Consider the following 12,405-nt stretch of genomic DNA (forward strand, 5'->3'; position numbering starts at 1 on the left):
TCCACTCATAACCCTCTGCACGGGAGGCGCTAGCGCGAAAGCAACCGAATTGAGCAAGGCGAAACTGCACAGTGGTTTGTCCGGAACGCCGCCAAAACTGCAGCATGTAGCAATTGACACGAGGGGGCGGCGCGCGTTAGCTAAGCACCGCACCGACCACCTAGGCGCGGATATGGTGTGAAGCTGGCATCGGGGCACCGTATCTTGAACACAGTTTCTCATCCGGTTCGGAACGTCGCGCCAACAGTTTCGGCGCAATCGGCCACATCTTGGCGTGACGTTCTAGTCGTCGCGACTTGTTCGGCAGGGAAGCGCGTCCGCGGAGCGGCGACTGCCGAGCGCCTCGCCATCTCCAGCCAGTTGCGCGTCGCCGAAGAATGGACCGCGCTGCTACAGCGCGAGCGGCATCTAGTACCCGCCAAGGATCTCTATTGCGGCCGCGCCTTCGGTCTGGTCCGGTCGGCGGCCGAACAGAAAGGGGCAAGCTTGGCCATTCTTTCCGCCGGGCTGGGGTTCGTCCGTGGCGAAATCGCGGTGCCGGGCTATGATCTGACGGTCCGGCCGGGAAAACCTGGCTCGGTCACTGACCGGATCGCCGGCGACTTTTGCGCGCGCGCGTGGTGGCGCGCGGTTCAGCAAGGGCCGTTTGCCAGCGAGTTCCCCAGTGCAGCGCGCCAGCACGGTCTGGTGCTCTTGGCCTTATCCAAAGCCTATCTCGACCTTGTCGTCGACGATCTGCTGGCTATCGAGCGCGAGTGGCCGGGACGCCTCCGACTCTTCGGCTTGTCGCTCGACCGGCATTTGCCCGTCGAATTGACGGCATCATTTATGCCCTACGATGCGCGACTGGAAACGGCTGGACGCGCCGGAACCCGTACCGACTTTGCCGCCCGAGCGCTCGATGACTTCATGCACTACGCCGACTTCGGGGCGAGCACCCGCGAACACGTCGACATGGTCGAGCGCCGGCTGGCCGGCGCGCCCGCGCCGAGAGTGCGCTCGCCGCAGCGCCGCGCTGACGACGCCAGCATCCAGGCCGCGCTGCGTACCGTCATCGGCTCGCGGGTGCGCTCCAGCGCGCAGGCGCTGACGTGGCTACGCAGTGTGCAGGGCGTGTCGTGCGAGCAGAGAAGGTTCGCCAACCTGTACCGGCAAGTCATCCTGGAGGGTGTAGCATGACTCCGGCCATCCACGTCCACGCACTCAGCACACGCCAGGGCGGTATCGACGTCTATGCCTTTTTCATTCGTGGCGACCGTATACTGGAGATTGCCGATATCGCGCGCATCGGCCGCGACGATCAGGCGGAGATTGCCGGATTCCAGCGCCCGGAGATCAAGGCTCATGTCCGGCAGATCGCCGATTATCTCATCCGGCAGGACGTGCTCTTTCCCAACGCGGTAATCCTTGCATTGGCACCCGGCGTGCATTTTGCCGGCAAGCGCGGGACCAAGAACCGGAAGGCCGATGCGAACAGCGAGGCCGGGGTGCTCTCGATACCGGTGCGTGCGGGGCGCAAGGCGGGGTGGATTGTTGATGGGCAGCAGCGTGCGCTCGCGCTGGGCCAGTCGGGCTGCGCCGACTTGCCGGTCCCAGTGGTCGCGTTCGTCTCCGGCGACATTGCCGTCCACCGCGAACAGTTCATCCTGGTCAACAAGGCCAAGCCGCTCGACCGGCGATTGATAGACGAATTGCTGCCCTCGGTCGGCACCTTGCTTCCGCGTGACCTTATGGCGCGCCGCGTGCCCAGCGCCTTGTGCAAGGTCCTCAATGATTCGGCCGATTCTCCCTTTCACAAACTCATCCGGCGCCCATCTGAAGCGGGCACCGGCGCGATCGTGACCGACTCGCACATCACCAACCTCATCCGTCGCAGCATGAACGACCCGCGCGGCTCGCTCGCGGTCCACACGCTCCCCGATGGTCGCGCCGACGTCGACGGCATGTACCGCGTCATGGCCGATTTCTGGTGGGCGGTACGCGACGTGTTTCCCGCCGCCTGGGGGCTACCCCCCGAGCGCTCGCGGTTGATGCACGGCGCGGGGCTTGCGGCAATGGGCGTGCTGATGGACCAGATCATGAGCCGCGCCGACGACGGTAATGGCCGGGCGTATGCCAGCGCCGTGCTTCGGCGCATCGCGCCCTATTGCCATTGGACCGATGGTCGCTGGGCGGCGCTTGATCGAGACTGGAACGACATTCAGTGCGTTTCCAAGGATATCCGGGCGCTGTCCAATCTGCTGATCGCGATCGAGCGCGACACCGTGCGGCTGGAAGCGGCATGAAATTCCTTTATTCCGATGCGCTCGACTTCGTCGATCCCGAGTACGACTTCATCGAGGACCGCTCGGTGCCAGGCCGGCGCGCGCACAAGGACGACGAATATCCGCATGAATATCTCGAAACCGCCCCCTATGACGGCCTTCTCGTCTCGCGTGGCATAGTCGGGGGCACGCGCGGCGGCGGCAAATATTCCGAAGCGCAGGCATTGCGGCTAGGGCGCGAGGGCGCTCGCGCCTTTTTGCGCTATCCGGAATCGCGATTTCCCGGCACGATGATCGTGGGCGACAATGGCGCCTTCACCTATCGCAACGATGCCGTCCCGCCTTATACGGTCGAAGACACGATCGATTTCTATGAGGATGGCCGCTTCACGCACGGCTGCTCGGTCGATCATCTGATCTTCGACTTCGACGAAGCGGAAGGGCCGCCCAGCGACGTTGCCAAGCAACGCTACGACCTGACGCTTCAGTTGGCGGACGAATTTCGCCGGGCCGCCGTTTGGCTCGGCCCATCGTTCACACCGCTCGGTGTGGTGCAAGGCTGGTCGCCGCGGAGCATGGCTGAGGCGGCGCGGTCGCTGGTGAAGATGGGATATGACTATCTTGCCATAGGCGGCATGGTGCCGCTTCGGATCGACCAGATCGATCGGGCTCTGACCGCGATCCGCACCGCCGTCCCTGACAGCACACGGCTTCATGTTCTTGGCTTCGGCAAGGTCGACGATCTCGACCGGCTCGCCGCCCACAATGTGACGAGCTTCGATACGACCTCGCCGCTTCTGCGCGCCTTCAAGGACGCCAAGCGCAATTATTATTCGGTCGGGCCGGGCGGTGAGACGGCCTATCATATGGCGATCCGCATTCCGCAGGCGATCGAGAACAATCGGGTCAAACGAGCGTCGCGCAAGGGAACGGTCGACCAGGACGCGTTGCAACGGCTCGAGAGTGCGGCCCTTGAGGAGGTCCGAAATTTCGCGGCGCACAAGACTAGCGTCGAGACGGCGGTCGACACCGTCCTCGCCTATAGCCGCTTCGCGCTGCGCGAAGACGGACACGACGACACCCAAAACGAACGACGGCTGGCCAAGCTGCGCGAGGCCTACCTTGCGACGCTGCGCGATCGTCCTTGGGAAGAATGCCGCTGCCGCGTCTGCCAGGACATCGGGGTCGAAGTCGTGATCTTCCGCTCGTCCAACCGCAACAAGCGCCGCGGGATGCACAATCTCCATGTATTTTACGAGCAGCTCAACGTCTCGGCTGCCGCAGGAAAAATAGCCGCATGAACCAAGCTGTCTTCTCTCCCACCATTTCTCCCAGGCAAGCTGCCGGGCCGCGCGTCGTTTGCTTCACGGCGACCGCGTCGCGCATCCTGGACGTCGCGCGGATCGAACGGATCGGCCGTAACGAGGAAGGGCGCCTGAGCGGATTTCAGCGCCCTCAAATCGCGTCGCATATCCGTGAAATCCGCGATTATCTGGCGACCCCTGAGGCAATGCTGCCCAACTCGATCGTGATCGCCTTTTCGAGTGAGCATGCCCGCTATGTCGATGGTACCTTGCAGGTGACGGTCAAGGATGGTGCGCCCGGATGGGTGGTCGATGGCCAGCAACGCCTGTGCGCCGCAGCGGGGCTCGACGACAAATGCTTCGAGATGCCTGTCGCCGCCTTTATCTGCGAAGACATGCTCGAACTGAATCGTCAATTCATCCTCATCAATAACACGCGGCCGCTCTCCAAACCATTGATCTACGAACTGCTTCCTGGCGTCACCGGCCTGCCGCACCGGCTGTCGGACCGGGCTGGTGCCGCACTGCTTATCGAAGCGCTCAACTACGACCCGACGTCCTCGCTCCACGGCATGATCCATCAACAGACCAATCCGGACGGGATCATCAAGGACACGTTGATGCAAAAGTTGCTGATGAACTCGCTGCGCGATGGGGCGCTGCGGTCACTCGATGGCGAGCAACTGCTGCTGGACGGCAAGGCGATTGTTAGCGACTTTTTCGCTGCGCTGCGCAGCGTGTTTGCGTCGGACTGGGATGGTCACACCTCAAAGACGTCGCGGCTGCTCCACGGGACTGGCTTGATTGCGATGGGCTTCGCCATGGACGAGATCGCCGGGCGCTACGGCGAAACTGACCGACGCGGATTCGAGCGATGGCTCCAGCATCTGCGTGGCCACATGCACTGGAGTTCGGGCGACTGGGAGTTTGGTGCCGAGCGTCGTCCATGGAACAGCCTGCAAAACACCAATGCCGATTATCGTATGCTCTCGCACCATGTCGTGCGGTTGTTGCGTCGGGCCGGGCGCGCGGCGCCAGCGGCGGCGTGACGCCATGTGGGAATTGACCAAGACCTTCTGGTTCGAGTCAGCACACACGCTCCACCGCTCTGTGGAGACCGAAAGTAGTCTGCGTGTTCACGGCCATTCATATCGGGCGCAAGTGACTGTACGCGGCACCCCCGATCCCGAGACGGGCATGCTGATCGATCTCACCTTGTTCGAGCGCTCGCTCGACTCGGCGAGATCGGGACTCGACCATCGATTGCTTGATGACGTGGCTGGTCTCGGCCCGGCGACGCTCGAGAATCTGTGCGCCTGGATCTGGCGTACGCTCGCCGATAGCGTCCCCGGGCTTCATCGGGTCGAGGTGTTCCGCGACAGCCAGGGCGACCGGTGCAGCTATCAAGAGGGTATGGGATGAGTAACGCCGACTCTTCCGCGTTGGTCGTGTTTTCCGGCGGACAGGATTCTGTGACGTGCCTCGCCTGGGCGCTCAACCGCTTCGACCGCGTCGAGACGATCGGGTTCCACTATGGACAACGCCACGAAATCGAACTGAAGGTGCGCGCGCCGCTGCGCGCACAGATCGCCGATGCGTTTCCGGCCTGGGCACCGCGGCTCGGCCCCGACCGCATCATCGATTTGGCGGTGCTTGGCGAGATGAGCTTGAGCGCGCTGACCAGCGATATCGACATCGGCATGCGCGACGACGGGCTGCCGACGACGTTCGTGCCCGGGCGCAACCTGATCTTCCTGACTCTCGCTGCGATCGTCGCCTATCAACGAGGGCTCAAGCATGTCGTCACGGGCGTGTGCGAGACCGACTATTCGGGCTATCCCGATTGCCGTGACGATACGATCAAGGCACTTCAGGCGGCGCTCAATCTTGGTATGGCTTCGCGCATCGTCCTGGACACGCCGCTGATGTGGATCGACAAGGAAGCGACCTGGCGGCTCGCGTACAACCTTGGCGGCGATACCCTGGTCGAGATCATTCGCACCGAGAGCCACAGCTGCTATCAGGGCGATCGGACGCAGCTTTATGAATGGGGGTACGGATGTGGTTCATGTCCCGCCTGCGAGCTGCGGGCCGTTGGATGGCGCAATTATTCGGGAAGGCCTCCGACATGACGACCGGCAACTCCAAAGCACAGCAGCGGCTGCAATGGCTGCTAGATGCGCCGCTGTTCGTTGATGAAGCTCTCACCGCGCGGCTATTCGACGCCTTGGTGCGGCCCTCCTACGAAGTGCAGAGCCGCCAAGTTGGCGAAGTCAGCGAAGATGCGCGCCGTCGGCTGCTTGGCGGTGAAGCGGAAGCGAGCTACGATCTCGGCCTGTCGTTCCTCACCGGCGCGCTCAAACTGCGCGGCCAAGTCAGCGGCGAGCACGAGACGAGCATCAAGAGCACGCGGTCAACAACGCATACAGAGATCAGGGTAGACACTGCGGGGCGGCGGCTTGAAGAGATCGCCTTGGTCTATCTGAGCAATCATCCCGACCGGATCGTTTTCATCGATACAGACGGCACCGCAACCAGCTTTTCCGGCGATCGGTTGACGATCGCCGATCTCGAAAGCAGCGCGGTGAATCCGCCCCGGATGCTGGCGTTTGTCGATATCCCGGCCAATACGCCGATCATTCCCATGGCGTGCGAGCTCGAAGGCGGCGGCACCGCACTTCTCTATCAAAAGTTCATCGATACCCAATGGAGCGACGCCAGCGACAAGCCGGTCTACCCCCCCGATGGCGCGCCAAACGAAGAACGACGGGCCTATTGGCTCGCTTTGGCGGAGAAATTCCAGTCACGGATCGCGATGGAAATCGTCGAAACCTCGGCGACGAACGGCAAGTTGGGCTGGATTGATTTCCGCATGCCGATTGGCGCCGCCGGTGATGCGATGCACCTACATCTGGTAGCGGGCGGAAAATATTATACCGGCGTCTTTGCGTATAATTTGGTGCGGCGCGGCTTTCGGCAGGGCGTCCGGTTGGTCGGTATACTGAAGGCAGGGATGGATCTCAACGTTCTTGCGGTCTTCGACAAGTAGGCCGATGAGCAGTTCCTCCCCAGTCATCCTGGCCGACGCCGACAATACGTTGTGGGATACCGACGCGGTATTCGCCGGTGCACAACTCGGCATGCTATCGGCGATCGACACATTGATTGGTACGGCACCGCGTGACGATGCGCTCGGTTATATCCGCGACTTTGATCAGGCCCTGGCGGCGCTCGATCATCGGCACCTCAGATATCCTCCGGCGATGCTCGTCCGGGCGCTGGCGCTGGGGGCGAACGGGCTCGATTCTGAGGCGGCGGCACGGCGTGTGATGGCAGGTGGCCCGTCGATCCTCGCCGCGTGCGACGTGGATGCGATCGTGGCGGGCTACAGCAACGCGTTGGGAGCAGTGCCGCAGCTGATGCCCGGTGTAGTCAACGGGCTGACCGCTGCTCGCGCCGCGGCCATCCCCGTCTGGATCCTCAGCGAGGGGGCTGCCGGTCGCCAGCGCGATCGCGCGCGGGTCCTGGGGATCGAAGGACTTGTGCAAGGCGTCAGTGAAGCGACCAAGACGCTCGAGCAGTTTGCGCGCCAGCGTCAGCGGTTCGCACCGTCTCCGGTCTTCGTCGTCGGGGACCAGCCCGACCGCGATATCGCGCCGGCAGTCGCCGCCGGGTGCGTTGGCGTGCTTGTCCCCAGCAAATTCCGACCCAAATGGCTGCGAGAGGATGCCGGGCGCGGCGCCGGCTATGTCGCCGACAGTTTCAATGCGGCGGTCGATTGGATCATTGCGCATACCATCACGCCAAGTGACATTGCCGCGGAATAGTTTCAGCGCTTACTCACCAATTTGTGGCATTATTTCGCTCGCACGAGACGCGGAAGTCGCATGCGACGCAGGCATCCCGGTCGTTGCTGTCGGCAGGCCAGGACTGCTTGATTTGCATGCTTTGCCGCTCGTGCGCGACGCAGTCCTCAATCGTCCTGACCACACCGTCGATCATCGTAGTCGCTTCAATCATTGATTCCGCCGTGACCGGAATGACGCGAATAGCGCGGGCGAGCCGGAACTCGGGCGTTAAGTCGCCTTGCGTCCCTGGGGCCCAGCCGTTGATCTGATAATAGTCGGCGGTGCCGACTTCCGGCACGACGTCGGTCAACCCGCCGCGCATCTCGGCACGCAGCATACTCATTTCCTTGGAACCTGGGGCGAGTTCGCTGACATAGATGAGAATGCCGGCCGCGACCGGCCTTGCATCGACTTGTTGCGAGCGTAGCCAGGCGTAGGTCTGGACTTGCCACTCGCCGAGCTTCCAGTCACCGCGTGGATCGTCATCGATGCGCGGCCGCCGCGAGCCCTTATAGTCGATGATGATCTCATACTCGCCATCGAGGTCCGGATACGCGGCGATGATCGCACGCTTCAATGGATTGTCCGAGGGTTGCTCGCCGAGTTGGGCATGGCCAAGCACGTCGATGATCCCCTGCAGAACATAGCGCCCGGCACGCTCGGCCGCCTCATTCTCTGAGGCCGGCAGTGGCCGCGTGCCCAAGACCTTGCGCTCGGCGACGTCGATCAGCGGGAAGAGGTGCGGTCCGAGCTGGTTAATCGCCGCTTCGGCGCGTTCGTAGGCAGATATTCGCGCGTCGGCACTGCGCGCGAACTTGCCTTGGTGCGCTAGCGATTGCTCGATCGGCCAGCCGATCGCACGCAGGTCAAGCGGATCGAGTTCGGCGGACGGCTCGCTCGGCATTTCGCGCTCGTTGATCGGTGAATAATGGAGCGGAAACGGGAGTCCGCCACGGTCCTGCCAGAGCCGGAACGTGCGCTCCATCATCCCATGAATGAACTCGCCATACCACATCTGCACCGGCCGGGACGGCGGCAGCGAGGAACCGTTATAATAGCGATAGCTGCGTTGGCAGCGCGAAAAGGACAGGACGTCGCCGGTCAAGCTATAGTCCGGGACGATGCGGTCGGGGCGCTTGATCGGCAGTTCCATGACAACCTCAAACGAATTGTATCGACGGTGGGGTGACGACGGCTGGTGGGCGCCGGCCGGTATAAGGCGGCGAGGTATCGCGCCACGCCCAGCTGTCGTCCTGCCGCCAACCGGTGGCGACGTGCTTGATGGTCGAGTTCCACTTGAGCATCTTGTCGCAGCCGACGAGCATCAGCACCGATTGCGGGCGGCTAAACGCCACATAATAAAGTCGGATGAGATCTTCGAAGCTGCGATCCAATGCCGAACGCGCCATGCGAAGCGCGCCAAGATCCGGCGTGAAGGGCGCCAGCACGTCCTCGATTTGGGCGGTGGCGGACGGTGCATCGGGAAATCGGCGGAACCGATTCTTGGGGGAGTTGGTCGAGAAATCCGCGCCGACATCGACAATAACGAGCGGATATTCGAGGCCCTTGGCTTGGTGGATGGTCATGACGTTGAGCCGATCGCGCGGGACGCTCGGCATAATTTCTTCGTCCACGTCGATGACATTCTCGGCGATTGGCGCGATGACATCTCGAAGCACGGAAAGGACGCTCAACCGCCCATGGTCGTTTTCGTCGCTGATGCTCGCTGGTCGGACGAGCTTTCCCGAATACGCTGAGAAGCCGGCTGCCTGTCCGGCGGCGCGCGAGATGGCCTCCAGATAGACCTGGCCCTCGGGATCCTCCTCGAAATGCGGGATCCACGGAACTAGGCCGTAAATGACGTCGAGCAGGGGCCAGTCTCGACTGGACGCTTTCTCCCCCGCCTGACCCAAGACGAAGGTGCTCCAATCGGCCACTTCTTGCTGAAGAGTCTTCCCGTAAATCGCCGCCGGCCGGGTGGCGAGCAATGCTTGTGCGGTTGTGACCCAGCGCCGCATGAAGAACTTCGCCACATTGGTGATCGGCATGGCTTCGAAAAGTTGGCCGCCGGGGCGTCCGCTAGGATCGATCGCGAGAATAGTTAGCCCAAGCAACTGCTCGACCTGTTCGATATCGCGCAGCGATTGACCGCGAGGGTTGAACATGGCCAGGTTCTGCTGCTGCATCGCCACACGCAGATGATGAACAAACCGAGGCTTGGGCGGATTGCCAAAATAGGGGCGCTGTTGCTCGAGTACGCTGAATCCGAGCATCACTGCGTCGCCGAGATCACCGCCATTTGCGGAACCTCTTAGCGCGTCGGGATAGTTGCCATTTGGATCGCGATAGCCTCCGCCTCGAAACACATCGTGCAGGAAACCGGACAAATGATCGGCGAGCGTCTCGGCGTCCGGCCTGAACATCGCGAGCACGGGGAAGCGTGATGGATCAGCATTCGCTCGGATGACTGGCTTGGGCGGTTGGATCCTGGCCGGCGCAAAATTGGGGTCCTCGCGAATAAAGCCGTTGAAGAAATTGACGATCTCGGGCGTCGATCGATAATTTTCTACAAGATAGAGAGGCCCTTGCGGTGTTGTGCCCAATCGCGCCTCGCAGCGGGCGATGAAGGCGCGAAACAGTTCGATGGTCGCGCCGCGGAAGCGATAGAGACTCTGATCGTCGTCGCCAACAACGGTGAACGACGCATTGAGCGCCGACACCAGTTCGAAATAGATGGCTTCCTGAAGCGCGTTGGTGTCCTGATATTCGTCGACGAGCACGACCGCTGTTTCGGCAAGCAGTGTCGGCACTCGCTGCGCTTGCAGACGGCGGAGCATCGCTTCTTCGAGGCTTGAGAAATCAAGCAGATTATTGTCCCGCAGATAGGTGCGGTAATCAGTAGCGATCGCGGCGATCAACTGGTGCGCCAGCGGTTGGCCCAGCGCACCAAATGCCCCCACGTCGACTCTATCCTGTATGAAGCGTTCGACGATCGGTACCAGCGCGGCGGCCGCGTCGCCGACCGTATTCGGCGCGGTTCCGTCCATCGTGAACGGCGCCAAGAATGCTCCCAGTTCCGCTTCGTTTGCGCGGTAGATTTGCCCGATACGGCCCCGCCGCTGCAGAATGACATTGGCTGCGAAGGCCTCGAGCGTGACGAGCGGCGGCTCATCGGCATGACGATCGGAGCCCAACGCCTCCTGGCAAATACTGTCGAGCGTGCCGGTGACCACGCGATTGACGTCGAGATGCTGAAAAAGCGCAAAATCTTCAGGCGGGAGGTTCGGCATAGCCGCGGCCTGCCCAACCAAGGCTTCGCCCCACTCAATGAGGCGACTGCGGATCTCGCGCGCCGCTTTTTTTGTAAATGTCGTAATGACGATTCGTTCAGGAGCAAGCCTGTCGACCAGCATATGACGCAACGCCCTGAGCACCAGGACCGTCGTTTTACCGCTACCCGGACCAGCGACGATCATCGTGGGTCGAGCAGGCGAAGCCGCAAGGCATACTTCCTGTTCAGCGTTGGGGCGGCGCGCGATATCGGGCGTACGCTCCACCAAATCCAGAAACTGTTCGAACGTCAACTCGGCCCCTCCCCAAGAGACATGATGTGCTCGACGCGAGCAGATATCGTCGGTCCACTTGTTCCTAATACGTGGAAATCCGAATGCGGCTAGTATCTCGCTTGCGAGACGAACCCAATACATCCCAAAATCCGTGGGAGGCCATGCGTGATCCTCTATACCATTGTTGACGCAGCCGGTACCTGCTCACTACGCGGCAAGGCATGGAGCGCTTGCCAGCGAGCGCGGCTAAGACAAAGCGGAGTGCATAACTTACAGATGGCTGCTTCTAGAGATCTCGCTGCAGTCTCGAACAGCAGCAATCAGGGCGCAAAGCTGCCCCTCCCGACCCCTGTCCGGTTACTTAATGCGAACGACCGGAAACTACGGCGAAAATAACGAGCCGTGGGTTGCCATGAGTTGTCTTGAACAAGAACCGCCGGTAAATTTCTCGTTGGCTATGAGAACGCCTAAGACCAATGACGGCCGTTCGCGCATGTCGCTTGAAGATTTCGAGCGCGATCTGGAGCGTCGCCTTGAGGAGGTGGGCCCAATTAACATGCCGCGCAACTCCGGCACCCGCCGCACTAGAAGCAAGCAAGTCCTCCTGGACGTGCTGGCGAAGCGGGACGTTCCCTAGTGGCGGTGGGCGACCGCAATGCCACCCGCTTACGCCCGACTTGCGGACGGACCCTTTGAGGATTAAATCTCACGGTGCTTGGAGTTATATATGCAATTTGTTGAAGACATACCCGAAGGCTGACGATGAGCCGATGAAGGCTCAGGCTCGCGAGCGGCTCGGATACTAGGATCTCGACCACAGCCAGATGGCATCTTCGCGCGCCCGGTTATGGGTTTCGACATGAATTTCTCGCCATGCGAACGGCCGGCGGGCTTCGACCGCAAGCCCGCGCTCATCGCGAGCACCCGCTGAGTCGGGTCTGCTGCGCGGCCGGAATGAGCACCTAGTTTTACATCCAAGCTAGGTGGAAAAAGGCCCCGTCAAATTAGGCTTTGTGGGAGTTTCCGCCTTGTAAGGAAATCTGGTGGAGGAATTCCCCAAGTTCTTCCAGGATTTGCCCGTCCGCGCGATAGATGATGGAACGGCTGCGGCGTTCTGAACTGATCAGGCCCGCGCGGGTCAACACGCCGAGGTGATCGGACAGTGTAGACTGAGGGATATTCAAACGACGCGCGATTTCACCCGCGGCCAAGCCGTCGGCACCGGTTTTCGCGAGTAGTTGCACCGCATGAAGACGCGTCTCGAGCGAGAGCGCGGCAAATGCGGAGACAGCTGTGTTCTCCTGCACGAGCGAACTCTACTCGACCTCCCGTCCGGCTGCCAGCGGCATCACACGAGGGCGGTAAACGTTTCGTAAATTCGGAATATACCGAAATATAATGATGGCGGTCTACGTGATCTTCT

The 12,405-nt window shown here is 61.6% G+C and carries 12 protein-coding genes; 9 read left to right on the plus strand and 3 right to left on the minus strand.

Annotated features, from left to right (window positions below):
• Positions 1-177: 177 nt before the first annotated feature.
• Genes GGR46_RS20095 through GGR46_RS20130 form a run of 8 tightly spaced genes read left to right on the plus strand, consistent with a single transcriptional unit; the run spans position 178 to position 7,395 of the window.
• Positions 178-1,179, plus strand: coding sequence for a hypothetical protein (locus GGR46_RS20095; RefSeq protein WP_221262865.1), 1,002 nt, complete (start codon positions 178-180; stop codon positions 1,177-1,179).
• On the plus strand, positions 1,176-2,285 hold the full coding sequence (gene dbpB / locus GGR46_RS20100; protein ID WP_183999771.1) for a DGQHR domain-containing protein DpdB: 1,110 nt from the start codon (positions 1,176-1,178) through the stop codon (positions 2,283-2,285). The genes GGR46_RS20095 and dbpB (GGR46_RS20100) overlap by 4 nt, the downstream gene beginning before the upstream one ends.
• The gene (dpdA, locus tag GGR46_RS20105; RefSeq protein WP_343058265.1) at positions 2,204-3,565 is read left to right on the plus strand and encodes a tRNA-guanine transglycosylase DpdA; all 1,362 of its coding nucleotides are present in this window, start codon (positions 2,204-2,206) and stop codon (positions 3,563-3,565) included. The genes dbpB (GGR46_RS20100) and dpdA overlap by 82 nt, the downstream gene beginning before the upstream one ends.
• Complete coding sequence (gene dbpB / locus GGR46_RS20110) at positions 3,562-4,617, plus strand: DGQHR domain-containing protein DpdB (RefSeq protein ID WP_183999772.1); 1,056 nt, start codon at positions 3,562-3,564, stop codon at positions 4,615-4,617. The genes dpdA and dbpB (GGR46_RS20110) overlap by 4 nt, the downstream gene beginning before the upstream one ends.
• A gap of 4 nt (positions 4,618-4,621) precedes the next feature.
• Complete coding sequence (locus GGR46_RS20115) at positions 4,622-4,990, plus strand: 6-pyruvoyl trahydropterin synthase family protein (RefSeq protein ID WP_183999773.1); 369 nt, start codon at positions 4,622-4,624, stop codon at positions 4,988-4,990.
• On the plus strand, positions 4,987-5,700 hold the full coding sequence (queC, locus tag GGR46_RS20120; protein ID WP_183999774.1) for a 7-cyano-7-deazaguanine synthase QueC: 714 nt from the start codon (positions 4,987-4,989) through the stop codon (positions 5,698-5,700). Before GGR46_RS20115 ends, queC begins: the two co-directional genes overlap by 4 nt.
• Complete coding sequence (locus GGR46_RS20125) at positions 5,697-6,617, plus strand: hypothetical protein (RefSeq protein ID WP_183999775.1); 921 nt, start codon at positions 5,697-5,699, stop codon at positions 6,615-6,617. The genes queC and GGR46_RS20125 overlap by 4 nt, the downstream gene beginning before the upstream one ends.
• Before the next feature lie 4 nt (positions 6,618-6,621).
• Positions 6,622-7,395, plus strand: coding sequence for an HAD family hydrolase (locus GGR46_RS20130; protein ID WP_183999776.1), 774 nt, complete (start codon positions 6,622-6,624; stop codon positions 7,393-7,395).
• Positions 7,396-7,408: 13 nt separating this feature from the next.
• Here GGR46_RS20130 and GGR46_RS20135 read toward each other — a convergent pair whose 3' ends face one another.
• Positions 7,409-8,569, minus strand: a complete 1,161-nt coding sequence (locus GGR46_RS20135) for a PD-(D/E)XK nuclease family protein (protein ID WP_183999777.1) — start codon at positions 8,567-8,569, stop codon at positions 7,409-7,411.
• A gap of 7 nt (positions 8,570-8,576) precedes the next feature.
• On the minus strand, positions 8,577-11,000 hold the full coding sequence (locus GGR46_RS20140) for a UvrD-helicase domain-containing protein (protein ID WP_183999778.1): 2,424 nt from the start codon (positions 10,998-11,000) through the stop codon (positions 8,577-8,579).
• 475 nt (positions 11,001-11,475) lie between these two features.
• Here GGR46_RS20140 and GGR46_RS25220 point away from each other — a divergent pair, with 475 nt between their 5' ends.
• Entirely contained in the window at positions 11,476-11,619 is a 144-nt protein-coding gene (locus tag GGR46_RS25220) for a hypothetical protein (RefSeq protein WP_221262866.1), read from the plus strand.
• Between the two features lie 367 nt (positions 11,620-11,986).
• Here the strand turns inward: GGR46_RS25220 and GGR46_RS20145 are convergent, their stop codons facing one another.
• Entirely contained in the window at positions 11,987-12,289 is a 303-nt protein-coding gene (locus GGR46_RS20145) for a metalloregulator ArsR/SmtB family transcription factor (protein ID WP_183999779.1), read from the minus strand.
• Positions 12,290-12,405: the final 116 nt, after the last annotated feature.

The sequence above is a fragment of the Sphingomonas kyeonggiensis genome, from assembly GCF_014196745.1.
Lineage (GTDB): Bacteria > Pseudomonadota > Alphaproteobacteria > Sphingomonadales > Sphingomonadaceae > Sphingomonas > Sphingomonas kyeonggiensis.